Origin of the sequence: Nocardioides massiliensis (assembly GCF_030811215.1) — a bacterium.
In the GTDB taxonomy this organism is placed as follows: Bacteria; Actinomycetota; Actinomycetes; order Propionibacteriales; family Nocardioidaceae; genus Nocardioides_A; species Nocardioides_A massiliensis.
The window spans coordinates 2,563,810-2,588,762 of sequence record NZ_JAUSQM010000001.1 but is presented as its reverse complement, the minus strand read 5'-3'; the positions used below and the strand labels follow the sequence as shown (position 1 = coordinate 2,588,762).

Genomic DNA, 24,953 nt, shown 5'->3' with positions numbered 1-24,953 from the left:
ACCTCGGTCGTACCCGCAGCATGATGTGTCCGCCGGCCTGACCCCGCCCCTAGTCCCAGCAGCCTGGGCGCGCGTGGTCGCCGGCAACACGGCAGCCGCCTCCGACAACGTCGTCGGGCCCCGTTCAGCCGCGACTCGTGCGTCTTCTCCCGCGAAGGAACGCATTCGATGAGCACCCCGGTGCAGCCTCAGAGCCCCCGCCCCGCCCGCCCCCGCCCCAAGCGCGGTGAGGGCCAGTGGGCGCTGGGCTACCGCGAGCCGCTGAACAAGAACGAGCAGGCCAAGAAGGACGACAACCCGCTCAACGTGCGGGACCGCATCCTCAACATCTACTCCAAGCGCGGGTTCGACTCGATCGACCCCTCCGACCTGCGCGGCCGCTTCCGCTGGATGGGCCTCTACACCCAGCGCGCGCCCGGCTTCGACGGCGGCAAGACCGCGCTGCTCGAGGAGGAGGAGCTCGACGACCGCTACTTCATGATGCGGGTCCGCTCCGACGGCAAGCTGCTGCCGTCGGCGACCGTCCGCGCGCTCGGCGAGGTCGGGCGTGACTACGCCCGCGACACCGCCGACGTCACCGACCGGGCCAACATCCAGTACCACTGGATCCGCGTCGAGGACGTCCCCGCCATCTGGGACCGGCTCGAGGCCGGCGGCCTGTCGACGATCGAGGCCTGCGGCGACTCCCCCCGCCCGTTCCTGGGATCGCCCGTCGCGGGCGTCGCCACCGACGAGATCATCGACGGCTCCAGCGCGCTGGAGGAGATCGCCCGGCGCTACATCGGCGACCCGGCCTTCTCGAACCTTCCGCGCAAGTTCAAGACGGCGTTGACCGGACACCCGAGCCACGACGTCTCCCCCGAGACCAACGACGTGTCCTTCGTGGGCACCGTCCACCCCGAGCACGGCCCCGGCTTCGACCTGTGGGTCGGTGGCGGACTGTCCACCAACCCGATGCTCGCCCAGAAGCTCGGCGTGTGGATCCCGCTCGACGAGGTCGCCGACGCCTGGGCCGGCGTCGCCTCGGTCTTCCGCGACTACGGCTACCGCCGGCTGCGCTCGCGCGCCCGGCTGAAGTTCCTGGTCGCCGACTGGGGCGTGGAGAAGTTCCGCCAGGTGCTCGAGGACGAGTACCTCCACAAGAAGCTCGTCGACTGCCCCTCCCCCGCCTCGCCGGTCGGGCACCGCGACCACATCGGCGTCCACGACCAGAAGGACGGCAAGAAGTACGTCGGCCTCGCCCCGGTCGCCGGCCGGGTCTCGGGCACCATGCTCGTCCAGCTCGCCGACCTCATGGACACCTACGGCGTCGCCGGCGCCCGCCTCACGCCGTACCAGAAGATCGTGCTGATCGGCGTCGAGCCGACGGTTGTCGAGCAGCTGATCGACGAGCTCGACCTGATCGGGCTCGAGGCGCGGCCGTCGAACTGGCGCCGGCACACGATGGCCTGCACCGGCATCGAGTTCTGCAAGCTCGCGATCGTCGACACCAAGGAGCGCGCCCGCTCTCTCGTCGCCGAGCTCGAGCGCCGCTTCCCCGGCCTCGACACCCCGATCACCGTCAACGTCAACGGCTGCCCCAACGCCTGCGCCCGCACCCAGGTCGCCGACATCGGCCTCAAGGGCCAGCTGGTGACCGTCGACGGCAAGCAGGTCGAGGGCTTCCAGGTCCACCTCGGTGGTGCCACCGGTCTGCAGGCCAACTTCGGTCGCAAGCTGCGCGCCCACAAGGTGACCAGCGCCGACCTCGACGACTACGTCACCAACGTCGTCACGGCCTACCTGGAGGACCGCACCGAGGGCGAGAACTTCGCGTCCTGGGCCGCGCGCGCCGACGAGGAGCTGCTGCGCGGCGAACGCGTCCCCGCGGGGGCACCCGCGTGAGCCGCGCCGCGGCGGTCTTCGCCTGCCCCTACTGCAGCGACGACAACCTCTTCCCGCACGAGACCGAGACCCCCGGGGCCAAGACCCCAGGAGTCGGGGCCGCGTGGGAGTGCCGCTCGTGCATGCGCGCCTTCGCCGTGACCTTCCTCGGCCAGCTGCGCCGCTCCGATGACGCAACGACCCCGGCGGGCGGTGAGGACGCGTGACGGCGCTCAGCACCCAGAACGCGCACGGTCGCCGCGGCACCGAGACCACCGGCCGCACCGAGGAGGAGCTGCGCGACCTGGTCTCCCACGCCGGCGCCGAGCTCGAGCTCGCCCCGGCCGAGGTGATCATCGAGTGGGCCGTCGCGACGTTCGGTGAGCGGTTCTGCATCACCTCCTCGATGGGCGACGCGGTGCTCGCACACCTCGCCTCCACCGTCGCCCCCGGCATCGACGTCGTCTTCCTCGACACCGGCTATCACTTCGTCGAGACCATCGGCACGCGCGACGCGGTCGAGGCGACGCTCGACGTCAACCTGATCACCATCGGCGCGCAACAGAGCGTCGCCGAGCAGGACGCGACGTACGGCAAGGACCTCTTCGCCCGCGACCCCGACCTGTGCTGCGCGCTGCGCAAGGTCGCACCCCTCAACGACGCGCTCAAGGGGTACGACGCCTGGGCCACCGGCCTGCGTCGTTCGGAGACCCGCAACCGCGTCATCGCCCCGGTGATCGGCTGGGACGAGAAGAAGCGCAAGGTCAAGGTCTCGCCGTTGGCCCGCTGGAACGACGAGCAGGTCGAGCGCTACATCGCCGACAACGGCGTCCTGGTCAACCCGCTCGTGTACGACGGCTACCCCTCCATCGGGTGCTGGCCGTGCACCGCCCGGGTCGCCCCGGGCGAGGACCCGCGCAGCGGCCGCTGGGCGGGTCAGAACAAGACCGAGTGCGGGATCCACCAGTGACCGCGCACCTCTCCCACCACCAGATCCGCCCCACCCTCCGCACCACCACTCACCGCCTCGAAGGGAGGCTCCGCCGATGACCGCCCCCGCACTCATCGCCCTCGCCCACGGCAGCCGTGATCCCCGCTCCGCCGCGACGATCACGGCCCTGGTCGACGAGGTCCGGGCGATGCGCCCCGACCTCCGCATCGAGCCGGCGTTCCTGGAGCTCTCCAAGCCGTCCTTCGACAAGGTCGTCGACAAGCTGGTCAAGGCCGGGTACGACGAGATCGTCGTCGTACCCCTGCTGCTCAACAACGCCTACCACGCCCAGGTCGACGTCCCGGCCGCCGTCGAGGCCGCCGGTGCGCGCCACCCGGGTCTGCAGGTGCGCGCCACCAAGATCCTCGGCCTGGAGAACGTCTTCCTCGAGGTGCTCGACGAGCGCCTGCGGGCGGCGCTGAAGGAGCAGCGCGTGCGCGAGCTCGACGCGCTCGTGCTCGCCGCGGCCGGGTCCTCGGACTCGGTCGCCAACCAGGCAGTCGCGCGGCTTGCCCGGGTCTGGGGTGCCCACCACAAGCTGCCCGTCGTCGCGGCGTTCGCCTCGAGCGCTCCCCCGGCGGCCGGCGAGGCCGTGCGGCAGTTCCGCACCGAGGGTCGTCGCCACATCGCGGTCGGCTCGCTCTTCCTCGCCCCGGGCTTCCTCCCCGACCGGGCCGCCGAGCTCGCACTGGAGGCCGGCGCGGTCGCCGTCTCGGCCCCGCTGGGCGCCCACCCCGAGGTCGCGCGCACCATCTTGGCGCGCTACGCCGTGGGTGCCGTCGAGCTCGTCCCGGTCTGAGCCGGCACCCGGGTCCCAGCCTCCGAGTCGTGTGCCCCACGAAGCGCCTGAGCGCGTCGTGGGGCACACGACTCTGCTGTCGGGCGAGTGGGTAGGTTGGTCCTTGTGAGCGAGCAGAGCAACCACTTCGACGTCGTTGTCCTCGGTGCCGGCCCCGGTGGGTACGTCGCCGCCATCCGCGCCTCCCAGCTGGGGAAGAAGGTCGCGGTCGTGGAGGAGAAGTACTGGGGCGGTGTCTGCCTCAACGTCGGCTGCATCCCCTCCAAGGCCCTGCTGCGCAACGCCGAGCTCGCGCACGTGCTGCAGCACGAGAAGGACAAGTTCGGCATCACCGGTGACGCCACCATGGAGTTCGGCCCGACCCACGCGCGCAGCCGCACGGTCTCGGACTCCATCGTCAAGGGCGTCCACTTCCTCATGAAGAAGAACAAGATCACCGAGGTCCACGGCTGGGGCACCATCACCAGCCCCACCTCGATCGAGGTCAAGGACTCCGACGGCGGCACCTCGACGGTCACCTGCGACACGATGATCATCGCCGCCGGCGCCACCACCCGGCTGATCCCCGGCACCGAGCTCTCCGAGCGGGTCGTGACCTACGAGGAGCAAATCCTCACCGACGAGCTGCCCGGCTCCATCGTGATCGCCGGCTCCGGTGCGATCGGCGTCGAGTTCGCCTACGTCATGAAGAACTTCGGCGTCGACGTGACGATCGTGGAGTTCCTCGACCGGATGGTCCCGACCGAGGACGCCGAGGTCTCCAAGGAGCTGCTCAAGCACTACAAGAAGCTCGGCATCGACGTCCGGCTCTCCACGAAGGTCGAGTCGATCGACGACTCCGGCGACAAGGTCAAGGTGACCGTCTCCAAGGACGGCAACTCCGAGGTCATCGAGACCGACAAGGTCCTGCAGGCCATCGGCTTCGCCCCGCGCGTCGAGGGCTACGGTCTGGAGAACCTCGGCGTCGAGATGACCGACCGCGGCGCCATCGCCGTCGACGAGCGCGGCCGCACCAGCGTCGACGGCGTCTACGCGATCGGCGACTGCACCGGCAAGCTGATGCTCGCCCACACCGCCGAGGCCATGGCGGTCGTCGCGGCCGAGACCATCGCCGGCGCGGAGACGATGGAGATCGACTTCGACATGATCCCGCGGGCGACGTACTGCCAGCCGCAGATCGCGTCCTTCGGCTACTCCGAGGAGCAGGCGAAGGAAAAGGGGTACGACGTCAAGGTCGCGAAGTTCCCCTTCATGGCCAACGGGAAGGCCAAGGGCCTCGGCGACGAGACCGGCTTCGTCAAGGTCGTCGCCGACGCGAAATACAACGAGATCATCGGCGCCCACATGATCGGCCCCGACGTCACCGAGCTGCTGCCGGTGCTCACCCTCGCCCAGCGCTGGGACCTCACCGCCGACGAGGTCGCGCGCAACATCTTCGCCCACCCGACGCTGTCGGAGTCGGTGAAGGAGGCCGTCGAGGGCATCGCCGGCCACATGATCAACCTTTGATCGTCCGCGACCGAGCTCGCGAGGTCGCGAAGCGACGATCAGGTTGAGGAGAGTTGCTCAGATCCGAGCTTCGCGAGGAGCTGAGCAACTCGTCTCGAAACCTCAGGCCGCGTCCGCGATCACGTCGAGCACGCCGCGCTGCGAAACCTCAGCCCGCGTCCGCGATCACGTCGAGCGTGCTCACCTGACCAGCCGGTCGAGCAGGTGCTCCAGCTCGCGGCCGGGGTCGGTGGTCAACCCCCCGTGCACCGGCCCGGGCTGGACGATGGTGCTGCGCGGCGCCTTGACGAACCCGAACCGCGTGCCGAGGTCCGCGCGAGCCGCGTCACCGGCACTCGCGACCCCACGGCACACGTCGCGCACCGCGGCCAGCGACCGCTCGAGCCGGTCGGCGTCGATCCCCGGACCGAACGCCGCGAGCCGGGCACGGTCCACATGGGCGGCGGCATCGAGGAAGTCGGCGGACTGGCAGTAGAGCGCGACCCCGACGTTGAGGAACTCCTCGCGGTCGACGCGCGGCACGCAGCGCAGGACGACGTACTGGTAGGGCAGGGCGTCCGCGACGTCACGGCTCAGCCCGGTCACGAGGCACCCCCCGGCACCCACTGGTGGGTGGTGAGGCGGGCCTGCAGGAAGGCGGAGTACGCCGCCCGCTCGGCCTCCGGGTCGGCGCCCAACCAGACGTCGGGCACGTGCGCGACCACCTCGTCGAGCACGTCGGCGCTCAGCACCTCGCGGCACGCGGCGTCGACGCCCGCGACCCGATCGGCGTACGCCTCCAGGACGTGGTCGCTCGCGTCGTAGGGCTGGGCGGCGAACCGATCGGCACCACCGGTGGCCGGCGGACCACCGGACCAGCCGTGGTGGAAGTAGAGGCACGCTCCGTGGTCGATCGCCCACAGGTCGCCGTGCCAGACGAGCAGGTTGGGGTTGCGCCACGACCGGTCGACGTTGGCGACCAGCCCGTCGAGCCACAGGACCCGCGCGGCGACCTCGGGATCCGGCGTGCACGACGCGTCGTAGCCGAACGACCCGGGCAGGAAGTCGACGCCGAGGTTCATCCCGACACTGGCCCGCAGCAGGTCCTGGACCTCCTCGTCGGCCTCGTAGCGCGCGATCGCCTCCTCGAGGCGGACCTGCACCAGCTCCGGCGTCGGGATGCCGAGGTGGCGGGCGAGCTCGGAGACGATGATCTCCGCGACCAGCACCCGCGGCCCCTGACCGGCGCCGCGGAACTTGCACACGTAGGTGCCGAGGTCGTCGCCCTCGACGATGCCGGGCAGCGATCCCCCCTCGCGCAACGGGGTGACGTAGCGGGTGGCGACCACCTCGCGCAGGGCTGGCATGGCGCCAATGTAGTCGGCGTGCTCCCCCACCCGGTCGGGCCGGGCGCGTCATAGTGGGTCCATGCAGCTGCCCGTCATGCCCCCGGTCCAGCCGATGCTCGCCAAGTCGACGAAGTCGATCCCGGACCCGGCGAAGTTCGACGGCGGGCTGAGCTTCGAGCCGAAGTGGGACGGCTTCCGCTGCTTGGTCTTCCGCGACGGTGACGAGGTGGAGCTGGCCAGCCGCAACACCAAGCCGTTGACGCGCTACTTCCCGGAGATGGTCGCCGCCTTCAAGGAGCAGCTGCCCGAGCGGTGCGTGCTCGACGGTGAGCTGTTCGTGGCGATCGGCGAGCGGTTGCAGTTCGAGGTGCTCCAGGAGCGCATCCACCCGGCGGCGTCCCGGATCACCAAGCTGGCCGAGGAGACCCCGGCCGGCTTCGTCGCCTTCGACCTGCTTGCCCTGGGTGATGAGGACCTGACCCGCTTGCCGTTCGCCGAGCGCCGCGCCCGCCTCGAGGCGGCGCTCGGCCACCTCGTCGGCGGCAGCGGACCGACGTACCTCACGCGGACCACGACCGATGCCGCGCTCGCGCAGGAGTGGCTCGACCAGTTCGAGGGCGCGGGGCTCGACGGCGTGATCGCCAAGCCGATGAGCGCGGCGTACCAGCCGAACGCCCGCGCCATGCTGAAGATCAAGCACGAGCGCACCGCCGACGTGGTCGTCGCCGGCTATCGCCTGCACAAGACCTCGACCCCCGAGAAACCCCTGCTCGGCTCGCTGCTGCTGGGGTTGTACGACGGCGATCGGCTACACCACGTCGGTGTCGCCGCGTCGTTCACCGCCAAGCGTCGCGAGGAGCTGCTCGAGGAGCTGCGCGAGCTGGAGACCGACGTGGACGACCACCCGTGGGCGGAGTGGGCCGGGCAGATGATCGCCAACCCCTCGCGCATCCCGGGCACGCAGTCGCGCTGGAGCGCCGGCAAGGACCTGTCGTTCGTGCCGCTGCGTCCCGAGCGGGTGCTCGAGGTGGGCTACGACCACATGGAGGGCACGCGCTTCCGCCACACCGCGCAGTTCAAGCGGTGGCGCCCCGACCGCGACCCCGAGTCCTGCGGCTACGACCAGCTCGAGGAGCCGGTGAACTACGACCTGGCCGAGGTGCTGGGCGCCGCCCCCGCTCAGCGGTAGCCTCGGGGGTCCCGGCTCGGAGGTGTCCCATGACCCACACCGTCGTCCTACTCGTCGAGAAGCCGCTGGCCCCCGTCGACGCGGCCCAGGTCCGGGCGTTGCACGCCGAGCTCGACGAGCCGTTGCGCTATCACGTGCTCATGCCGGTCGAGGACGCCGCGACCCGGATCGAGGCGTCGCTGGGCTCGCTGGCCGCCGGTGAGGTCGTCACCGTACCCGGGCTGGTGCTGCCCGACGACGACCTCGAGCGCCTGCAGGCCGAGCTGCTCGCCGAGAGTCGCGCCTCGCTCGCAACCACCCTCGACCGCCTGCGCACCGCGGGCGACGACCACACCGGCAGCTTCGAGGTCGACGGTGAGCTGGTGAGCGTCGACCCGGTCGACGCGCTGGCCACGACCGTGCAGCGCCTCGACGCCCGCGAGGCGATCGTGCTCACGCGCCCGCACCTGGTCGCGGAGTTCTTCCACCTCGACTGGACCTCACGCGCCAAGCGCAAGATCGGCGTCCCGCTGCTCCACCTGCTCGAGCACAGGGACCAGGACTAACCAGCTGCAGCGAACCCACAGTCGAGGACCAGCGCACGGAACTCCGCGAACCGGTCGGCGGGTGCGACGAGCAGCAGGTCTGCTCCGGAGGCGCCGCGCAGCACCTCCCAGGCCGCGCCCGCCTCCTCGGCGATGAGCCCGGCCGCGGCGTGGTCCCAGTCGTGGACGCCCTCCTCGACGTAGGCGTCGGACTCGCCCGCGGCGATCGCACACAGGTCGAGCGCGCAGGAGCCGATGCGCCGGATGTCGCGCACCTGCGGGAGCATCCGGGTGACGGCGACGGCCTGGACCGCGCGGAGGTCGGCGGCGTACCCGAACCCGGTGCGTACCAGCCAGTGGCCGAGCGGACCGCTGTCGCGGATCCGCAACGGACGCTCACCGCGGAAGGACCCCTGACCGCGCACGGCCGACCAGACCTCACCGGTGGCGATGTCGACGACCACCCCGGCCTGCACGCGGCCGTCGACCTCGGCGGCGATGCTGACGGCGTACGCCGGGATGCCGTAGAGGAAGTTCACCGTGCCGTCGATCGGATCGACGATCCAGGTGACGCCGGAGCCGCGCTCCCCCGGGCCGCCGCTCTCCTCTCCGAGGAACCCGTCGTCGGGACGGGCCGCGCGCAGCCGCTCGCGGATCAGGTCCTCGACGGCCCGGTCGGCCTCGGTCACGACGTCGGTGGCCGAGCTCTTCGTCGCGGCCACCTCGATGCCGTCGCGCCGCATGCGCGCCGCCAGCGCAGCCGCCTCGAGGCCGATCTCGCGCGCGAGGTCCCGCAGCGCACCCGCGTTCAGCGCACCCGCGTTCAGCGCGCCGGGGTCCGGCGCGCCGGACTCAGTCACGCCCGCACAACGCCGGTCGTGGACCGCGCAGGTTGGCGCAGCAGCCGGGCGGGCAGACGTCCCACGACGGCGGCAGGTCGCCGACCGCGGGCCGGACCGGCGACTCCCCGCGCTCGGCCGCGGCCCGCTCCAGCAGCAGTTCGCGCGCGACCTGGACGAACGCCGGGTGCGTGCCGGCGGTGGCAGCGCGGACGAACGGCAGGCCGAGACCCTCCGCGGTCGCGGCCGCCTCGGTGTCGAGGTCGTAGATGACCTCCATGTGGTCGGAGACGAACCCGATCGGGATCAGCACGACCGCGGGCACGCCCTCACCGGCCAGCGCGGTCAGGTGGTCGTTGACGTCGGGCTCGAGCCACGGCACCTGCGGCGGGCCGGACCGCGAGCAGAAGACGAGGTCGTGGTCGTGGGTCGTGCCGGTGCGCTCGGCGATGCCGGCCACGATCGTCGCGGCCAGGTCGCGGTGCTGGCGCGTGTAGGCGCCGCCGGGGAGGCCCTCGGCCGCCGACGCACCGCTCGCGTCCTCCATGGCGTCGGGGATGGAGTGGGTGACGAAGACCAGGCGTGCCGCGGATGCCTTCTCGGCTCCGACCTCGTCCTCCAGCGTGCGCAGCGCGTCGGCGGTCGCGTCGAGGTTGGCGGCGACGAAGCCGGGATGGTTGAAGTAGTGGCGCAGCCGGTCCAGCTGCGGCGCCTGGACACCCTCCGCGGCGAGCTCGGCGACCGCGTCGGCGAAGTTCTCGCGGTACTGCCGGCAGCCGGAGTACGACGAGTAGGCGCTCGTCACCCAGCACGCGACGCGCGTGACGCCGTCGGCGGCCATCTGCCGCAGGGTGTCGGTCAGGTAGGGGTCCCAGTTGCGGTTGCCCCAGTAGACGGGCAGGTCGACCCCGTTGGCGGCGAGGTCCTGCTCGAGCGCGGCGATGAGCGCGCGGTTCTGGTCGTTGATGGGGCTCTTGCCACCGAAGCCGTAGTAGTGCTCGCCGACCTCCTCGAGGCGCTCCACCGGGATGTTCTTGCCGGCGGTGACGTTCTGCAGGAACGGCACCACGTCCTCCGGCTTCTCGGGGCCGCCGAAGGACACCAGCAGCAGCGCGTCGTACGGCGCCCAGGGAGTGGCAGTCATGGCGCCATCGTAGGGAGCCCGGACCAGCGCTCAGACGGCGCTCTTAGGGCGCTGGGTGGCGCCGTCGCGCCGTACGATGTGCGGCGATGCTCGCCTCCTACCGCGCCGTGCTGAGTCGCCCGGGCGCACTCCCGTTCTCCCTCGCAGGTCTGATCGGTCGACTCCCGATCTCGATGATCGGCCTCGGCCTGGTGCTCCTCGTCGAGGACGCGACGGGCTCCTATGGCTCGGCGGGTGTCGTGTCGGCGGCGTACGTCCTCGGCAACGCGGCGCTGGCGATCCTCAGCGGGCGCCTCATCGACCGCTTCGGTCAGGGTCGGGTCCTGCCGGTGATGATCACGATCTCCGCGCTCAGCCTCGGCGGCACGGTCTGGGCCGTGCAGGACGGCCTCGGCGCACCCGTGCCCCACCTGCTGGCAGCGCTGTCGGGCGCGACGATGCCGCAGATCGGATCGTGCGTGCGCGCGCGATGGGTGCACCTGCTCGGCTCCGACCCCAAGCTGCACACGGCCTTCTCCTACGAGGCGGTCATGGACGAGACCGTCTTCATCACCGGCCCCATCCTCGTCACGGTGCTGGCGACCAGCGTGCACCCGGTCGCCGGCATCGCGACCGCCGCGGCGTGCGGCCTGCTCGGCGGTTGGGCGCTCGCGGCACAGCGCCGCACCGAGCCCCCGACCCGGGCGTCGCACCGCACCGGCGGACCGCGCACCCCCATGCCCTGGCGGCTGCTCGCGGTGCTGGTCGGGTGCTCGGCCATGCTCGGCGGGGTCTTCGGCGGCGCCGAGGTCGCCACCGTCGCCTTCGCCGACGAGCAGGGCCGTGCCGTCTGGGCTGGCCCCCTCCTGGGCCTGTGGGCCGCGGGCTCCTTGCTCGCCGGGATCGCGTACGGCGCGATCACCTGGCGCTCCGGGAGCCTCACCCGCTTCCGGGTCGCTGCCGCCGCCCTCGCCCTCTCGCTGCTCGTGCTCCCGTTCATCGGCTCGTTGGCCGTCCTCGCCCCGGTGCTGCTGCTGGCCGGCTTCGCGATCTCGCCGACGCTGATCAGCCTGACGGCACTGGTGGCCGAGCAGGTGCCCGCCTCGCGCCTGACCGAAGGCCTGGCCGTCGTGCACGCCGGGATGGCGGCCGGGATCGCGCCCGGTGCCGCCCTCGTCGGCACGGTCATCGACAACCACGGCGCGTCAACAAGCTATCTCGTGGTCTGCGCCGCCGGCGTCGTGGGAGCCTTGCTCACCTGGGTGGTGCCGGCAGGCCCGGCCGCGCCGCCGCCCTCACCCGCCCCCGTCCGTGAACCGGAGGTCTCCGCGTGAAGCTCGGCACCGTGCGCCGCTGGCGCAGCTGGTCGGGACTGGTCGATGTCGTCCCCACCACGGTCCACTCACCGACGAGCGCCACCGAGGTCGCCCAGATCGTCGCCGACGCCGCAGCGAGCGGCCGTCGGGTCAAGATGGTCGGCACCGGCCACAGCTTCACCGACATCGCCGTCGCCGACGACGTGATGCTGGACCCCGCACGGTTGAGCGGGATCGTGGGTGTCGACCGAGAGGCGATGACAGTCACCGCGCTGGCCGGCACCCGGCTGCGGGACCTCAACGCAGGCCTCGCCGCCCGTGGCCTCTCGCTGCACAACATGGGCGACATCGACGCCCAGACCATCGCCGGTGCGATCTCGACCGGCACCCATGGCACGGGCGGCGTGTGGTCGTCGCTGTCCGCGCAGGTGGTCGGCCTCGAGCTCGTCACCGGGACCGGCGAGGTCTGGCGGTGCACCGACCAGGAGCACGCCGACGTGCTCGCCTGCGCGCGCCTGGGACTCGGCGCCCTCGGGATCCTCACGACCGTCACCCTTCGCGTCGAGCCGCTGTTCGTGCTCGAGGCGCACGAGGAGGTCATCGGGTGGGACGCCGCGCTCGAGTCCCTCGAGTCACTGGCCCACGACAACCACCACGTCGACGGCTACTGGTTCCCCGGCACCGACCGGGTGCAGGTCAAGCGCAACAACCGGCTCGCGGTCGGTGTCGAGGAGCGCGAGCCGCTCCCCCGCTGGCGCGCCGTCGTCGAGGACGAGGTGATGGCCAACGGCGCGTTCGGCGTGCTCACCCGCCTCGGTGCGCGGGTGCCGGCGCTGGTGCCGGGGCTGAACCGGTTCGCCGCCTCGCAGCTGTCGGCGCGCACCTACTCCGACATCCCGCACCGCGTCTTCACCGCCCCGCGCCGCGTCGTGTTCCGGGAGATGGAGTACGCCGTCCCGCGCGAGGCCGGCACGACGGTGCTGCGCGAGGTGCGCTCGCTGATCGAGCGGCGCGGCTGGCGCATCGGCTTCCCCGTCGAGATCCGGATGACGCCGGCGGACGACGTGCCGCTGTCCGCGTCGTACGGACGCGACTCCACCTATCTGGCCTTCCACACCCCCCGCGCGGCGGACCACACGTCGTACTTCGCCGGCGTCGAAGAGGTCCTGCGCGCGCACGACGGTCGTCCCCACTGGGGCAAGCTGCACGCGCGCACCGCCGCCGACCTGGCACCGGCGTACCCGCGCTGGGACGACTTCGCCGCCGTGCGCGACCGGGTCGACCCGCAGCGGGTCTTCACCAACGCCTACCTGCGGCGCGTGCTGGGCTCCTGAGGTCGCCCAGTCGACCCGGCCGGCTCGGCCGAGTCAGTCGGTGCTGTCGCGCCGCGCGTCGGCGGCGACCTTGAGGGCAGCGGCGAACGCCGGCACCTCGGTGCACAGCCGGTCGATGTTGTCGCGGGTGAAGTGGATGACGGTCAGCGGCGTGGTCGACACGACCGAGGCGGTGCGCAGCTTCTGCTCGACGATGCCCATCTCACCGATCACGTCGCCGGCGCCCAGCCGGGCGATCTCGGTGCCGTTGCGCCGCACCGACAGCTCTCCCTCGAGGACGATGTAGGCCTTGTCGGCAGGGGTCTTCTCCGACATCAGCGACCAGTTGGCCGGGACGGTCGTCTGCGTGCCGCCGGCGGCGATCCTCTTGACGTCGGCGTCGCTGAGGCCTTCGAAGATCGAGACTGCCTTCAGCTGCGCGATGTCCTGGCTCATGCACCACTCCTCGTGTCGTGCTCCCCGGGCGCGATCCTCGCGGTCCGGGCGGCGGGTGTAAAGCCTCACACGCTGGAGCTGCTGCCTCCGGGACGCGGGGCCGACCAGCCGCGCCGCATCGCCAGCAGGCGCCAGCCCAGGCAGACGGTCATCGCCACCCCCGCGACGGCGGGGTTGGGCAGGTCCCAGCCCAGGTCGCGCAGCTCATAGGCCCCCACGACGATCATCGCGCCGACGAAGGCGGGGATGGCGTACAGGTCCTTCTGCAGCACGACCGGCACGCGCCCGGCGAGCAGGTCGCGCACGATGCCGCCACCGACCGCGGTCACCATGCCGAGCATCGCGGCCGGCAGGGGACCCAGCCCATAGGCGAGCGCCTTCACGGTGCCGGTCACGCAGAACAACGCCAACCCGAAGGCGTCGAGCACCCCGATCACCCGCTCCATGCGGGTGAAGACCGGGTGCCACAGCGCGACGGCGAGCCCGGTCACGACCGGCACCAGCAGGTAGCGCCAGTCGGCCAGCGCGGCCGGCGGGGTCGCCCCGATCAGGACGTCGCGCACGAAACCACCGCCGAGTCCGGTCGCCCCAGCGAGCACCAGCAGGCCGAAGACGTCGAGGTCCTTGCGCAACGCCACCAGCGCGCCGGTGAGCGCGAAGGCGAAGATCCCCAGGAGATCCAGCGTGATGAGCAGCACCTGGTCACCGTAGTGCGCCGAGCCTCCCCCCAACCGGAGCCCGGGTCGGAGAGGATGCCTCCCGTGGCCAGACACTCCGGACGGCGCGCCCGGCGCACCTCACCGCGACGCGTCCTCGGCTACCTGCTCGGCACCGTCGCCACCATCGGTGCCTGGCTCTACCTCATCAGCGCCGCGATCACCTTCGGCGTGCTCGCCCGCAGCGGCACCTCGATCGCCTGGCTGTTCACCACGCTGGCGGGCCTCGGCGCCACCGCGTGCCTGCTCATCGCGCTCATCCTGCTGACCCGGGTGCTCCGCGAGCTCGGCGTGCTGTCCCCCGCGCCCGGTGCCCGCGGTGGTCGGCGCGCGGCGCGCTGACACTAGCCTTCCGCCATGCCCGAGCCCGCCGTCCCGCCCGCACCCGTCCCTGCACGCACCCGCTGGCGCCGACCCGCCCTGCGGGCGGCGTACGTCGCCCTCGCCGCGACCGACACCGCGTTGGCCGCCTCGACGGACCCCCGCGCCCACCGGCTGCGCCGCTACACCAAGCCGGCGCTCCTGCCGCTGCTGGTGGCCGGCAACCCGGCCGGCGACCAGCGGCTGTTGGTGACCGCCCAGCTCGCCTCGACCGCCGGCGACGTCGCGCTGCTGCGCTCCGGCGACGGGGCCCTGCGCGCCGGCATGACGGCCTTCGCCGTCGCGCAGGGGTCCTACCTCACGCGGTTCGTGCTGACCCGACGGACGCGCACGGCACCCGCGGCCACCGCCACCCGCACCGTAGCTACGCCCGGCCTCCCCCGGCTGCGGGCGGCATTCGGGGTCCTGGCCGGCACCAACGCCGTCGTCGCCGGCGTCGCCGCACGCCGCCGCGACCCGGCGCTACAGGCGCCCACGACGGCGTACGGCCTGCTGCTCAGCGCGATGGCACTCGGCGCGTTCAGCGCCCGCGGCACGCGCGCGGCGCGGATCCTGGTGTCGGCGGGGGCTGCGTCGTTCGTGTTCTCCGACAGCGTGCTCGCCGTGCGCGAGCACGTCTGGCCCGAGGCGCCGGCCGTGCTCGAGGGCGCGGTCATGGCCAGCTACACCAGCGCGCAGCTGCTCCTGGCCGAGGGGATCAGCGCGCTGCCCCGGTGACGCTCGTCGCACAGAGGGAGGACATGCAACGAGGGGCGGGCCCACCCCGGGCCCGCCCCTCGTCTTCCCCTCTCGTCGGACCCCGGGTCGAGGGAGGCCCGACGAGAAATCAGGTGCGCGCCCCGCGTGGTCGCGAGGGACGCCAATGCGGCTCGATCAGCCGAGCGGGATGGCCAGCTCCTGGCCGACCTGCAGGCCGGCACCCTCGAGCGCGTTGAGCTTCTCGATGCGGTGGACCATCGCGCGGACCTCGCCGGGGGCGGCGACGTCGGAGGCGATCTCCCACAGCGTGTCGCCGGCGCCGACGACCACGGTGCGGGTGGGCACCGGGGTGCCTGCGTCGCGGGTGGCGACCGACTGGCCCCCGACCACGATCGAGACCGTCAGCGCCGCCAACAGGCAGACCGCCAGGACGACGAGCCGACCGCGGCGGGTCAGGCGGATCGGCGCCGGACGGCGGACGGGGGTGAAGCTGGGGCTGAGGGTCAAGGTGCTCATGGATGCCTCCGGGGAAGAGAGCGGGTGGTGGATCGGTCGGAACGAGGTCTAGTGGTCGGCACCGACAGTCATGAGCCGGCGAGAAGCCGGACCGACGGCGTGGGCCTGCATTCGAGAGCCTGTTCGTTCGAACACACGTACGACGCTAGAGCACCTGTTCGAACAACGCAAGGACCGAACCGAAGAAATGTTCGAACGCCTCGGCGGCCACCGGGACGACACGCCGTTCGAACAGATGTTTGATCTGCACCAGCCCGGAGGTCTAGGTTCGCCTCATGGCAGCCCCGAAGCGTCCCCGCGCCAGCGTCAGCGAGCTCCCCGACGGACCCCCCGACGCCACGGGCCTGACGCCGCGCCAGCAGCGCGTGCTGACGGTCATCGTGGAGTCGGTCGAGCAGCGCGGCTACCCGCCGAGCATGCGCGAGATCGGCGAGGCCGTCGGGCTGGCGAGCTCGTCCTCCGTGGCCCACCAGCTGCGCACGCTGGAGGAGAAGGGCTTCATCAAGCGCGACCCCAACCGTCCGCGCGCCCTCGAGGTGCTGCTACCCGATGCCATGGCCGGGCGCCGCTCGGTCGGGCCGGCGAGCGAGGCATCGGTCGACGAGACCGGCATCGGGGACCACCGCCCCAGCGCCGCCTACGTCCCCGTGGTGGGACGTATCGCCGCCGGCGGGCCGATCCTCGCCGAGGAGCGCGTCGAAGACGTCTTCCCGCTGCCCAAGACGCTCGTCGGTGACGGCACGCTGTTCCTGCTCGAGGTCAGCGGCGACTCGATGATCGACGCCGCGATCTGCAGCGGTGACTACGTCGTCATCCGCCAGCAGCCGACCGCCGAGAACGGCGAGATCGTGGCGGCGATGATCGACGGCGAGGCGACGGTGAAGACCTTCCGCCGCGTCGACGGTCAGGTCTGGTTGCTGCCCCACAACGACGCCTTCGAGCCGATCGACGGCACCCACGCCACGATCCTCGGCAAGGTCACCGCGGTCCTGCGCCGGGTCTAGCCGGTCCCGCCCGGTGGTGCGGTGCTGCTGCGCACCACCAGGGTCGTGGGGAACGTCCGACGGGTCGCGCTGCCCTGGTTCGTCGGACTCCCCGCCGGGCTGCCCGCCGGGCTCTCTGCTGCGAGCTCGCCCCGCAGCGCGGCCAGCAGCATCGCGGTGATCGCCTCGCCCTGCTCGTAGACCGGTTGCGCGACCGTGGTGAGGTCGAGGAACGACGCCATCTCGTGGTCGTCGACGCCCATCACCGACACGTCCTGGGGCGTACGCCGCCCCGCGCGCCGCAGCGCCCGCAGGACACCGATCGCCATCTCGTCGGAGGCTGCATAGATCGCCGTCGGTGGGTCGGCGAGCTCCATCAGCCGCTCCCCCGCCCGCTCGCCGCCCGCCATCGTGAAGTCGCCGACCTCGTCGTAGCCCGGCACCAGCGGCAGTCCGTGGCGAGCCATCGCTGCTCGCCAGCCCTCGGCCCGCAGCCGCGGAGCGCGGTGGTCGAGGGTGTCCTCGAGGCCGCCGCCGACGTAGGCGATGCGTTCATGCCCCAGCTCGACGAGGTGGTCGACCGCCTGGGCCGAGACCCCGACGTCGTCGATGTCGACGCAGCAGAAGCCGGGGGCCTCCGCCCCCACCAGTCCGACGGGCAGGTCCCAGGAGCGGAGGTTCTCCTGCTCCTCCGGCGTCGGGGTGAGCGCCAGGACGAGCAGGGCGTCCACCCGCTTGGCGAGGTAGCGCGTGGCGAGCAGCCGCTCGCGCGCGCTCTCCTTGCCGCCGAGGTTGTAGAGCAGCAGGTCGTAGCCCTCGCCGCGCAGGCGGTCCTGGGCGCCCTGGACGATCCAGGAGAAGTACCACCGCGTCACGAACGGCACCACGACGCCGATCGTGCGGGTCGTGCCGCTGGCGAGCCCGGCCGCCTGAGGGGAGGCGACGTAGCCCAGCCGACGCGCGGCCTCGAGGACCCGGTGCCGGGTCGCCGGCGACACCCCCGGCAGGCCACGCAGGGCACGCGAGACGCTCGCGGTGGACATGCCGACCTCGCGCGCGACGTCGCGGATCCCGGTCACGACTCCTCGGAGCTCCTCGCGTCACGCCGCTGGCGCAGGTACTCGGCGTACCAGTGGAAGGAGGCCTTGCGGGTGCGGGCACGCGTGGACCGGTCGACGTGCACGATGCCGAAGGTCTGGGTGTAGCCCTCGGCCCACTCGAAGTTGTCGAGCAGGGTCCAGGCGACATAGCCACGGACGTCGGCACCGGCAGCGCGCGCTTTCTCCACCGCGGCCACGTGGTCACGCAGGTAGTCGACCCGAGCGGCGTCGTCGACGCGACCCTCGGCGAGCGTGTCGTGGTAGGCAGCGCCGTTCTCGCACACCAGCACCGGCAGGCCCGTGCGCTCGTGGGTGTCGACGAGCACCTGGGTCATGCCCTGGGCGTCGACCTCCCAGCCGATGTCGGTCAGCGGCCCCCGCGGACGCAGGACGAGCCGCTCGACGCCGGGATAGACGGGTACGCCGTCGGTCGGGTCGCCTTCGCGAGCGAGGTCGGGACGCTCGGGGTTGTAGTAGTTGATGCCGATCCACTCCGCGCTGCCGGCGATCGCGGCCAGGTCCCCGTCCTGCACGAGTGCGGGGTCGGTGAGCTCGGGAGCGATCGCGAGCAGCCCGTCGTCGTACGCACCGTCGGTGAGCGGGCCCAGCCACACCCGGTTGCGGATCGCGTCGACCCCGTCGGCCACGGCGTCGGCCTCGGGCCGCTCCGACCAGATGGGGGCGAGGTTCAGCACGATGCCGACGTCGTCGGCACCGGCGTCGCGCAGCGCCTGCGCGGCCCAGGCGTGCCCGAGCAGCAGGTGGTGGGCCGCGGCGTGCGCGCCGGTGCCGAGACGGCGACCCGGCGCGTGGATCCCAGCGGCGTAGCCGAGGTAGGCCGAGCAGTAGGGCTCGTTGAGGGTGGCCCACATGCCGACCCGGTCACCGAGCCGGGCGTGGACGACCTCGGCGAGCTCGGCGAGGTGGCGACCTGTGTCCCGGGCCAGCCAGCCACCGGCGTCCTCGAGGACCTGCGGCAGGTCCCAGTGGTAGAGCGTCGGCATCGGCGCGACGCCCCGCTCGAGCAGGCCGTCGACCAGGCGGTCGTAGTAGTCCAGACCGCGCTCCTCGACGCCGGCGGCGCGGGTGCCGCCGGGCAGGATCCGGGGCCAGGCCAGCGAGAACCGGTAGTGGTCGACACCGAGGTCGGCGACGAGCGCGAGGTCCTCGTCGAGGCGGTGGTAGGAGTCGCAGGCGACCGAGCCGTCGGAGCCGTCGCGGATCGCCCCGGGTCGCTGGGTGAAGGTGTCCCAGATGGACGGGGTGCGGCCGTCGGCACCGATGGCGCCCTCCACCTGGTAGGACGCCGTGGCGACGCCATAGGTGAAGTGGCCGGGCGCGGGCAGCCCGGCTGGTCGGGAGTTCGGCACGGGTCAGCCCTTGACGCTTCCTGCGAGGAGTCCGCGGACGAAGTAGCGCTGGAGTGCGAGGAACACGATCAGCGGGATGATCAGCGACACGAACGCGCCGGCCGACAGCAGGTGCCAGGCCTGGTCGCGGGTGCCGGACAGCTCGGCGAGCCGCACGGTCATCGGCGAGATGTTGAGGCTGCCGCCACCGAAGACGAGGGCGACGAGCAGGTCGTTCCAGACCCACAGGAACTGGAAGATGCCGAACGCCGCGATCGCGGGGACCATCAGCGGCAGCATGATGCGCGTGAAGATCTGGGCGTGGCCGGCGCCGTCGACGCGCGCCGACTCCACCAGCTCCCCGGGGATCTCGCGCATGAAGTTGTGCAGCAGGAAGATCGCCAGCGGCAGTGCGAACATCGCGTGCGAGAGCCAGATCGTGTAGAAGCCGCCGCCGGGAGCGTCGGCCCCGGCCAGCTGCGGCAGCCCGAACGGCGGGTTCACGTAGAGGCTCAGCAGCGGGATCATCGTGACCTGGATCGGCACGATCTGCAGGGCGAAGACCGCGACGAAGAGCACGTTGCGACCCGGGAACCTCATCCACGCGAAGGCGTACGCCGCCATGGTCGCGAGCGCGATCGGGATGATCACCGCCGGCAGCGTGATGACGATGGAGTTGACGAGGTAGGTGCTCAGCCCGACGTCGTCGCCGGTGAACACCGCGCGGTAGTTGTCGAGCGTGACGTTGGGGTCGGTGAAGAAGCTCCACCACCCGCTGGAGTTGATGTCGCCGACCGGGCGGAACGAGGTGATCAGGAGCCCGGCCGTCGGGACGGTCCACAGGACCGCGATCACCAGCGCCGCGAGCGAGGCCCACGGGGAGGTCAGGCGGCGCTTGGCCTCGGCCGTGACGGACCGCTCCGGCGGGGGCGCCGGCGCCAGCCCTTCGGCGTCGGCGGGCACGACGGGGGACGCGGCGCTCATCGGGCCTCCACCTTCCGCATCTGGCGGACGTTGTACGCGACGATCGGGATGACCAGGACGAACAGCAGCACGGCGAGCGCCGCACCGAGTCCGTTGTTGAACGCGCGGAAGCCCTGGGAGTAGAACTCATAGGCCAGCACGCTCGTGCCGAAGTTGCCGCCGGTCATGGTGCGGACGATGTCGAACACCTTCAGCGTGGCGATCGTGATCGTCGTCAGCACGACGATCAGCGACGGGCGGATGCTGGGCACGGTGATGTAGCGGAACATCCGCCACCCGCTGACGCCGTCGAGGCGCGCGGCCTCGACGATGTCGTCCGGCACGGCCTTGATGGCCGCCGACAGGATCGTCATCGCGAAGCCGGCCTGGACCCAGATCATCACCACGATCAAGAACAGCGTGTTCCACGGCTCGGTGCTGATGAAGCGGTAGGTGTCGAAGCCCAGGCCCTTGAGGATCTGGTTGCCCACGCCGATCTGGGCGGCGCCGGTCTCGCGGTAGGCGTAGACGAACTTCCAGATCAGCGAGGCACCCACCAGCGAGATCGCCATCGGCATGAACATCAGCGCCTTGGCGAACCTCTCGAAGCGTGCCCGGTCGACCAGCACGGCGTAGACCAGGCCGATCACGGTGGCGAGCACCGGGGTGACGAGAACCCACACGGCCGTGTTGCGCAGGACCTGCAGCAACGCGTCGTCGGTGAAGATCGTCCGGTAGTTCTCCAGCCCGACCCACTCGCGCGAGGCGCGGTCGCGGAAGGACTCGATGATCGTGCGGATGGCGGGGTAGAGCAGCCCCAGGGCCAGGAGGGCGACCGCGGGCAGCAGGAACGCGGCCGTCTGCAGCACCTCGCCGATCCGCGAGCGGACCCGAGAGGTCAGGACCAGCACCACTGCCATCACGGCCACGAACAGGCCGATGACGATCAGGAGCTGGACGAACTTCTCACCGGTGGACACAGGTCCTCCTCCTCGATGCGAGGCGCGCCAGGACAGCGCGACAGGACAGGGGGTACGCCGTGGGGTCCGGCACCCGCAGGTGCCGGACCCCACGCACGCATCACGGCCAGGAGGACTCGACGTCCGCGAGGGCGTCCTCGGAGCTCTTGCCGCCGACCCAGGCGACCATCTCGCGCCAGAACGAACCGGCACCGACAGCTCCGGGCATCAGGTCGGAACCGTCGAAACGGAAGACCGCCTCGGGGTCCTGCAGGATCTCCGCGGAGAGCTGGTCGACCGGGCTGACCAGGTTGGCCACGTCGAGACCGGTGTTGGCGCTCACCCAGCCGCCGTCGGGAGTCGCCTTGGCCTTCTCGTTGGCCCACAGGTCGCTGGCCAGGTAGGTCTGGAAGGCCTGGACCTCAGGACGGTCGGAGAACGCGGCCGCGAACTCGCCACCGCCCAGGACCGGCGAGCCGTTCTCGTCGTTGGTCGGCGGGAGGTAGAACGCGAACACGTCGCCGTCCTCGGCGATCTTCACGTCCGGCTTGGCCTCGCCCCAGTTGGCGGCGTAGAAGCTGGCCTGGCGGTGAAGGGCGCACTCACCCTCGAGGATCGGCAGACCGCCCTCCTGGAAGGTGGTCTCCACGATCGACTGCACGTCGCCGTACCCGCCGTTGACCATGTCGGGGTTCTTGAGGATGCTGCCGACACGGTCGAGCGCCTCGACCACCGCCGGGTCGTCGAACGGGATCTCGTGGTCGACCCACTGGTCGTAGACCTCGGCGCCGCCGTCGCGCAGCAGCACGTCCTCGAGCCAGTCGGTGGCCGGCCAGCCGGTGGCCTCGCCCGAGCCGATGCCGACGCACCACGGCTTGATGCCGGTGCCGGCGATCTCCTCGGACAGCGTCATCATGTCGTCCCAGGTCTCCGGGATCTCCCAGCCGTTCTCGTTGAACATCTGCGGGGAGTACCAGACGAACGACTTCACGTTGGCGCCCAGCGGGGCGGCATAGAAGGTGCCGTCGACGCTGCCGTAGGCCTTCCAGTCCTCACCGAAGAACTCGTCGACGTTGTCGGCGACGCTCTGGGGCGCCTCGACCACGGCACCGGTGTCGTTGACCAGGCTGGTCAGCAGACCGGGCTGCGGGATGTAGGCGATGTCCGGCGGGTTGCCGCTGCGCGCCCGCACGACGAGCTGTGCCTCGAACTCCTTCGAGCCCTCGTAGTTGACCTGGGCCCCGGTGCACTCCTCGAAGAGCTTGTAGGAGTCGATGTGGGGCTGGTCCTCCGGGGCAACGATGGAGGTGTAGACCGAGACGGTCTTGCCGGAGAGGTCGCCGAACTCGGTCAGCGCCTCGCACTCGGCCTTGCCCTCGCCGGGCGAGGTGCCACCGGCGGTGTTGGTCTCGCCGCCGTCGCCGTCGTCGCCGCCGCACGCCGCGAGACCGGCTGCGAGCACGAGGACGGCGCCCGTCGCGAGCGCCCGCCTGAACTGGATGGATCGCATGTATCTGACTCCCTTGACTTGAGGTCGACGGGCGACCACCGAAGGAGCGGTCGAGACGTCCGTCACACACGCATGACCCTCTGATGTAAACGTTTACGTTGCCGAAACGCAATGACCGGCACGGTAACGATGCGATAACGCGTCCCGCGGCCGAGGCCGGGGTACGGTCGCCTCCGTGAGCACCTCCACCCCCACGGGCCCCGCCTCCGGCCCCGCCGTCCGACCGCACCCGCTCTCCGCAGCCGCCGCCGAACGCCGTACCCGCGCGGTCGACCAGGTCCCCCACGGTTTGCTCGTCGGCGGCGCGTGGCGCGAGACCGTCGAGACCTTCGTGGTGAGCGACCCGGCGACCGGGGAGACGCTCGCGCAGGTCGCCGACGGCACTCCCGACGACGCCGTCGCCGCCCTCGACGCCGCCGCGGCCGCCCAGGACGACTGGGCCGCCACCGACCCGCGCGAACGCGCCGAGATCCTGCGCCGCGCCTTCGACCTGCTCCAGGAGCGCAGCGAGAGCGTCGCCACGGTCATGACCGCGGAGATGGGCAAGCCGTACGCCGAGGCGCAGGCCGAGGTCAGCTACGGCGGCGAGTTCCTGCGCTGGTTCTCCGAGGAGGCCGTGCGTATCGCCGGCCGCTGGTCCACCGCGCCCACGGGTGGCACCCGACTGCTGACGATGAAGCAGCCGGTGGGACCGACCTACGCCATCACGCCGTGGAACTTCCCGCTCGCCATGGGTACCCGCAAGATCGCGCCCGCGCTGGCCGCCGGCTGCACGATCGTGCTCAAGCCCGCCGGGGCGACGCCGCTGACGTCCCTGCTGCTCGGGCAGATCCTCCTCGACGCCGGGCTCCCCCCCGGTGTCCTCGGCATCATCACCAGCTCGAGCAGCTCGGCGGTCACGGCTCCGCTGCTGGCGGACCCGCGGCTGCGCAAGCTCACCTTCACCGGCTCCACCGAGGTCGGCCGCGCCCTGCTCGAGCAGTCGGCAGCGCAGGTCCTGCGGACGTCGATGGAGCTCGGCGGCAACGCGCCGTTCGTCGTGTGTGCCGACGCCGACCTGGAGGCGGCCGTCGACGGCGCCATGACGGCGAAGATGCGCAACGTCGGTGAGGCCTGCACCGCCGCCAACCGCTTCCTCGTCCATGCCGACCTCGCCGAGGACTTCTCCCGCGCCCTCGCGGAGCGCATGAGCGCCCTGGTGCCCGGCCACGGGCTCGACGAGCACACCACGCTCGGCCCGCTCATCGACGACGACGCGGTGGCGAAGGCCCACGAGCTCATCGAGGACGCCACCCGTGCCGGCGCCCGGATCGCCGCCGGCGGCAGGGCGCTCGACGGCGACGGGTCGTTCCTCGGCGCCACCGTCCTCACCGACGTGCCGGCCTCCGCGCGGATCCTGACGGAGGAGGTCTTCGCGCCGGTCGCGCCGATCACCACCTTCACCGACGACGACGCAGCGATCGCGGCGGCCAACGACACCGAGTACGGCCTCGTCTCCTACGTCTTCACCACGAACCTGTCCCGGGCGATCCGCTATGCCGAGCGCCTCGACGCCGGGATGGTCGGCGTCAACCAGGGCGTGGTCTCCAACCCCGCCGCGCCCTTCGGTGGCGTCAAGCAGTCGGGGCTGGGGCGCGAGGGCGGCCTGGAGGGCATCGAGGAGTACCTCGAGACGAAGTACGTCGGTCTCAAGCTCTGACGCGTCAGTCGAGCGGCACGACGAGGAGCGGCCCGTCGTCGTAGCGCCCGCCGTCGATGGCCAGCACCTGGTCCTCGGCATAGAGCAGTGGTCCGGAGATCGCCGACGAGCGCTCGTGCAGCAGCGAGCCGACGATGGTGTGGCCGTGCACGAGGCACCGGCCGCCGAAGGTCTGCAAGAACGCCCGGGCCTGTGCGGCACCGTCGGCGCGCGTGAACCGCAGCCGGCCGCACAGCTTCGACCACACCGCCCAGGTCCGCTCCTCGTCGTCCGCCGCCAGTTCCGCCCGCACGCGCGCGTTGACCTCGGGCGCGCTCGCGCCCCAGTCGGCGTACGCCGTGGTGTCGGAGTGCACGAGCAGGAAGTCGCCGGCGCGCCCCATCGCCGGCAGTCCGGCGAGCCAGGCGAGACGCTCCTCGTCGAGGGCTGCCTGGTCGTCGACGCGGCCGCCGTTGATGCTCCACGACCGACCGAACCGGCCCGTGGGCCAGCGCGCGGCGCCGATGGCCAGCACCTCGTGGTTGCCGAGGAGGACGTGGACCCGGTCGGGCGCCTGCTCCTGCAGCCCGCGCAGCAGGTCGATCACGCCGACGCCGTCGGGGCCGCGGTCCAGCAGGTCACCGAGCACCCACAGCTCGGCGTCCGGGTCACACCAGCGATCCGCGCTGTCGAGGAGACCGCGGCGACGCAGCGCCGAGCGGAGGTCGGCGAGATGTCCGTGTACGTCGCTGACCACGAACCGCCGTACCCGCACCCCACCATCCTGCCGCACCGGGAAAGGACCGAGCTTCTTACGCCCGCCGGGGACCTGAAACGTCTTCGACGACA

General features: G+C 71.7%; 26 protein-coding genes. 13 read left to right on the top strand and 13 right to left on the bottom strand.

Annotation, left to right across the window (positions count from 1 at the left end):
* Window positions 1–168: 168 nt before the first annotated feature.
* From J2S59_RS12780 to lpdA, 5 genes are all read left to right on the top strand, one after another.
* Window positions 169–1,884 carry a nitrite/sulfite reductase gene (locus tag J2S59_RS12780; protein ID WP_306825185.1) on the top strand — a complete coding sequence of 572 codons (1,716 nt, stop codon included), beginning with the start codon at window positions 169–171 and terminating at the stop codon, window positions 1,882–1,884.
* A complete protein-coding gene (locus J2S59_RS12775) occupies window positions 1,881–2,090 on the top strand; it encodes a hypothetical protein (protein ID WP_068118044.1) in 210 nt (69 codons plus the stop codon). Before J2S59_RS12780 ends, J2S59_RS12775 begins: the two co-directional genes overlap by 4 nt.
* Window positions 2,087–2,833, top strand: a complete 747-nt coding sequence (locus tag J2S59_RS12770; RefSeq protein ID WP_181641601.1) for a phosphoadenylyl-sulfate reductase — start codon at window positions 2,087–2,089, stop codon at window positions 2,831–2,833. The genes J2S59_RS12775 and J2S59_RS12770 overlap by 4 nt, the downstream gene beginning before the upstream one ends.
* A 76-nt stretch (window positions 2,834–2,909) precedes the next feature.
* Entirely contained in the window at window positions 2,910–3,653 is a 744-nt protein-coding gene (locus tag J2S59_RS12765) for a sirohydrochlorin chelatase (RefSeq protein ID WP_068118042.1), read from the top strand.
* A gap of 105 nt (window positions 3,654–3,758) precedes the next feature.
* Complete coding sequence (gene lpdA, locus J2S59_RS12760) at window positions 3,759–5,162, top strand: dihydrolipoyl dehydrogenase (protein WP_068118040.1); 1,404 nt, start codon at window positions 3,759–3,761, stop codon at window positions 5,160–5,162.
* Between the two features lie 180 nt (window positions 5,163–5,342).
* Here lpdA and J2S59_RS12755 read toward each other — a convergent pair whose 3' ends face one another.
* Window positions 5,343–5,747: a DUF3037 domain-containing protein gene (locus J2S59_RS12755; RefSeq protein WP_068118036.1), complete on the bottom strand. Its 405-nt coding sequence runs from the start codon at window positions 5,745–5,747 to the stop codon at window positions 5,343–5,345.
* A complete protein-coding gene (locus tag J2S59_RS12750; RefSeq protein WP_068118052.1) occupies window positions 5,744–6,508 on the bottom strand; it encodes a HipA family kinase in 765 nt (254 codons plus the stop codon). The genes J2S59_RS12755 and J2S59_RS12750 overlap by 4 nt, the downstream gene beginning before the upstream one ends.
* A 61-nt stretch (window positions 6,509–6,569) precedes the next feature.
* On the opposite strand from J2S59_RS12750, the gene J2S59_RS12745 reads away from it, so the two are divergent.
* Both J2S59_RS12745 and J2S59_RS12740 read left to right on the top strand, forming a co-directional pair.
* Window positions 6,570–7,679 (top strand): ATP-dependent DNA ligase, encoded by a 1,110-nt coding sequence (locus J2S59_RS12745; protein ID WP_068118033.1) that lies wholly within the window; start codon window positions 6,570–6,572, stop codon window positions 7,677–7,679.
* A gap of 29 nt (window positions 7,680–7,708) precedes the next feature.
* On the top strand, window positions 7,709–8,224 hold the full coding sequence (locus J2S59_RS12740) for a hypothetical protein (RefSeq protein ID WP_068118030.1): 516 nt from the start codon (window positions 7,709–7,711) through the stop codon (window positions 8,222–8,224).
* On the opposite strand, the gene J2S59_RS12735 is transcribed toward J2S59_RS12740, so the two are convergent.
* The gene (locus J2S59_RS12735) at window positions 8,221–9,063 is read right to left on the bottom strand and encodes an inositol monophosphatase family protein (protein ID WP_246360153.1); all 843 of its coding nucleotides are present in this window, start codon (window positions 9,061–9,063) and stop codon (window positions 8,221–8,223) included. The two genes, J2S59_RS12740 and J2S59_RS12735, sit on opposite strands and share 4 nt — an antisense overlap.
* A complete protein-coding gene (locus J2S59_RS12730; RefSeq protein WP_068118029.1) occupies window positions 9,056–10,186 on the bottom strand; it encodes a ferrochelatase in 1,131 nt (376 codons plus the stop codon). The genes J2S59_RS12735 and J2S59_RS12730 overlap by 8 nt, the downstream gene beginning before the upstream one ends.
* Before the next feature lie 86 nt (window positions 10,187–10,272).
* Between J2S59_RS12730 and J2S59_RS12725 the strand changes: the two genes are divergently transcribed.
* On the top strand, window positions 10,273–11,499 hold the full coding sequence (locus J2S59_RS12725) for an MFS transporter (RefSeq protein ID WP_068118026.1): 1,227 nt from the start codon (window positions 10,273–10,275) through the stop codon (window positions 11,497–11,499).
* Window positions 11,496–12,815 carry a D-arabinono-1,4-lactone oxidase gene (locus tag J2S59_RS12720; RefSeq protein ID WP_068118023.1) on the top strand — a complete coding sequence of 440 codons (1,320 nt, stop codon included), beginning with the start codon at window positions 11,496–11,498 and terminating at the stop codon, window positions 12,813–12,815. The genes J2S59_RS12725 and J2S59_RS12720 overlap by 4 nt, the downstream gene beginning before the upstream one ends.
* Window positions 12,816–12,848: 33 nt before the next feature.
* Here J2S59_RS12720 and J2S59_RS12715 read toward each other — a convergent pair whose 3' ends face one another.
* Window positions 12,849–13,250 carry a Crp/Fnr family transcriptional regulator gene (locus J2S59_RS12715; protein ID WP_068118020.1) on the bottom strand — a complete coding sequence of 134 codons (402 nt, stop codon included), beginning with the start codon at window positions 13,248–13,250 and terminating at the stop codon, window positions 12,849–12,851.
* Window positions 13,251–13,315: 65 nt separating this feature from the next.
* Complete coding sequence (locus tag J2S59_RS12710; RefSeq protein ID WP_068118018.1) at window positions 13,316–13,948, bottom strand: trimeric intracellular cation channel family protein; 633 nt, start codon at window positions 13,946–13,948, stop codon at window positions 13,316–13,318.
* A 63-nt stretch (window positions 13,949–14,011) separates the two neighbouring features.
* Here J2S59_RS12710 and J2S59_RS12705 point away from each other — a divergent pair, with 63 nt between their 5' ends.
* Both J2S59_RS12705 and J2S59_RS12700 read left to right on the top strand, forming a co-directional pair.
* On the top strand, window positions 14,012–14,308 hold the full coding sequence (locus tag J2S59_RS12705; RefSeq protein ID WP_068118016.1) for a hypothetical protein: 297 nt from the start codon (window positions 14,012–14,014) through the stop codon (window positions 14,306–14,308).
* A 15-nt stretch (window positions 14,309–14,323) separates the two neighbouring features.
* The gene (locus tag J2S59_RS12700; RefSeq protein WP_068118013.1) at window positions 14,324–15,064 is read left to right on the top strand and encodes a lysoplasmalogenase family protein; all 741 of its coding nucleotides are present in this window, start codon (window positions 14,324–14,326) and stop codon (window positions 15,062–15,064) included.
* A gap of 156 nt (window positions 15,065–15,220) precedes the next feature.
* On the opposite strand, the gene J2S59_RS12695 is transcribed toward J2S59_RS12700, so the two are convergent.
* Complete coding sequence (locus tag J2S59_RS12695) at window positions 15,221–15,562, bottom strand: LysM peptidoglycan-binding domain-containing protein (protein WP_068118010.1); 342 nt, start codon at window positions 15,560–15,562, stop codon at window positions 15,221–15,223.
* Window positions 15,563–15,837: 275 nt separating this feature from the next.
* On the opposite strand from J2S59_RS12695, the gene lexA reads away from it, so the two are divergent.
* Window positions 15,838–16,566 (top strand): transcriptional repressor LexA, encoded by a 729-nt coding sequence (gene lexA / locus J2S59_RS12690; protein ID WP_068118007.1) that lies wholly within the window; start codon window positions 15,838–15,840, stop codon window positions 16,564–16,566.
* On the opposite strand, the gene J2S59_RS12685 is transcribed toward lexA, so the two are convergent.
* From J2S59_RS12685 to J2S59_RS12665, 5 genes are all read right to left on the bottom strand, one after another.
* The gene (locus J2S59_RS12685) at window positions 16,563–17,624 is read right to left on the bottom strand and encodes a LacI family DNA-binding transcriptional regulator (protein WP_068118004.1); all 1,062 of its coding nucleotides are present in this window, start codon (window positions 17,622–17,624) and stop codon (window positions 16,563–16,565) included. The genes lexA and J2S59_RS12685 overlap by 4 nt on opposite strands.
* On the bottom strand, window positions 17,621–19,015 hold the full coding sequence (locus tag J2S59_RS12680) for a GH1 family beta-glucosidase (RefSeq protein ID WP_246360149.1): 1,395 nt from the start codon (window positions 19,013–19,015) through the stop codon (window positions 17,621–17,623). The genes J2S59_RS12685 and J2S59_RS12680 overlap by 4 nt, the downstream gene beginning before the upstream one ends.
* A gap of 3 nt (window positions 19,016–19,018) precedes the next feature.
* Complete coding sequence (locus tag J2S59_RS12675) at window positions 19,019–19,978, bottom strand: carbohydrate ABC transporter permease (RefSeq protein ID WP_068118001.1); 960 nt, start codon at window positions 19,976–19,978, stop codon at window positions 19,019–19,021.
* On the bottom strand, window positions 19,975–20,937 hold the full coding sequence (locus tag J2S59_RS12670; RefSeq protein ID WP_068117998.1) for a carbohydrate ABC transporter permease: 963 nt from the start codon (window positions 20,935–20,937) through the stop codon (window positions 19,975–19,977). Before J2S59_RS12670 ends, J2S59_RS12675 begins: the two co-directional genes overlap by 4 nt.
* A gap of 100 nt (window positions 20,938–21,037) precedes the next feature.
* The gene (locus tag J2S59_RS12665; protein WP_306825184.1) at window positions 21,038–22,426 is read right to left on the bottom strand and encodes an ABC transporter substrate-binding protein; all 1,389 of its coding nucleotides are present in this window, start codon (window positions 22,424–22,426) and stop codon (window positions 21,038–21,040) included.
* Window positions 22,427–22,715: 289 nt separating this feature from the next.
* On the opposite strand from J2S59_RS12665, the gene J2S59_RS12660 reads away from it, so the two are divergent.
* Window positions 22,716–24,125, top strand: a complete 1,410-nt coding sequence (locus J2S59_RS12660) for an NAD-dependent succinate-semialdehyde dehydrogenase (RefSeq protein WP_068124122.1) — start codon at window positions 22,716–22,718, stop codon at window positions 24,123–24,125.
* Between the two features lie 4 nt (window positions 24,126–24,129).
* Here the strand turns inward: J2S59_RS12660 and J2S59_RS12655 are convergent, their stop codons facing one another.
* Window positions 24,130–24,879, bottom strand: coding sequence for a metallophosphoesterase (locus J2S59_RS12655; RefSeq protein ID WP_068124115.1), 750 nt, complete (start codon window positions 24,877–24,879; stop codon window positions 24,130–24,132).
* Window positions 24,880–24,953: the final 74 nt, after the last annotated feature.

What these genes read in the sequence shown, in the direction of transcription:
- J2S59_RS12780 (WP_306825185.1), top strand. Translation starts at nt 169, where the DNA reads ATGAGCACCCCGGTGCAGCCTCAGAGCCCCCGCCCCGCCCGCCCCCGC.
- J2S59_RS12765 (WP_068118042.1), top strand. Translation starts at nt 2,910, where the DNA reads ATGACCGCCCCCGCACTCATCGCCCTCGCCCACGGCAGCCGTGATCCC.
- J2S59_RS12750 (WP_068118052.1), bottom strand. Translation starts at nt 6,508, where the DNA reads ATGCCAGCCCTGCGCGAGGTGGTCGCCACCCGCTACGTCACCCCGTTG.
- J2S59_RS12745 (WP_068118033.1), top strand. Translation starts at nt 6,570, where the DNA reads ATGCAGCTGCCCGTCATGCCCCCGGTCCAGCCGATGCTCGCCAAGTCG.
- J2S59_RS12740 (WP_068118030.1), top strand. Translation starts at nt 7,709, where the DNA reads ATGACCCACACCGTCGTCCTACTCGTCGAGAAGCCGCTGGCCCCCGTC.
- J2S59_RS12730 (WP_068118029.1), bottom strand. Translation starts at nt 10,186, where the DNA reads ATGACTGCCACTCCCTGGGCGCCGTACGACGCGCTGCTGCTGGTGTCC.
- J2S59_RS12725 (WP_068118026.1), top strand. Translation starts at nt 10,273, where the DNA reads ATGCTCGCCTCCTACCGCGCCGTGCTGAGTCGCCCGGGCGCACTCCCG.
- J2S59_RS12715 (WP_068118020.1), bottom strand. Translation starts at nt 13,250, where the DNA reads ATGAGCCAGGACATCGCGCAGCTGAAGGCAGTCTCGATCTTCGAAGGC.
- J2S59_RS12700 (WP_068118013.1), top strand. Translation starts at nt 14,324, where the DNA reads ATGCCCGAGCCCGCCGTCCCGCCCGCACCCGTCCCTGCACGCACCCGC.
- J2S59_RS12695 (WP_068118010.1), bottom strand. Translation starts at nt 15,562, where the DNA reads ATGAGCACCTTGACCCTCAGCCCCAGCTTCACCCCCGTCCGCCGTCCG.
- lexA (WP_068118007.1), top strand. Translation starts at nt 15,838, where the DNA reads ATGGCAGCCCCGAAGCGTCCCCGCGCCAGCGTCAGCGAGCTCCCCGAC.
- J2S59_RS12675 (WP_068118001.1), bottom strand. Translation starts at nt 19,978, where the DNA reads ATGAGCGCCGCGTCCCCCGTCGTGCCCGCCGACGCCGAAGGGCTGGCG.
- J2S59_RS12665 (WP_306825184.1), bottom strand. Translation starts at nt 22,426, where the DNA reads ATGCGATCCATCCAGTTCAGGCGGGCGCTCGCGACGGGCGCCGTCCTC.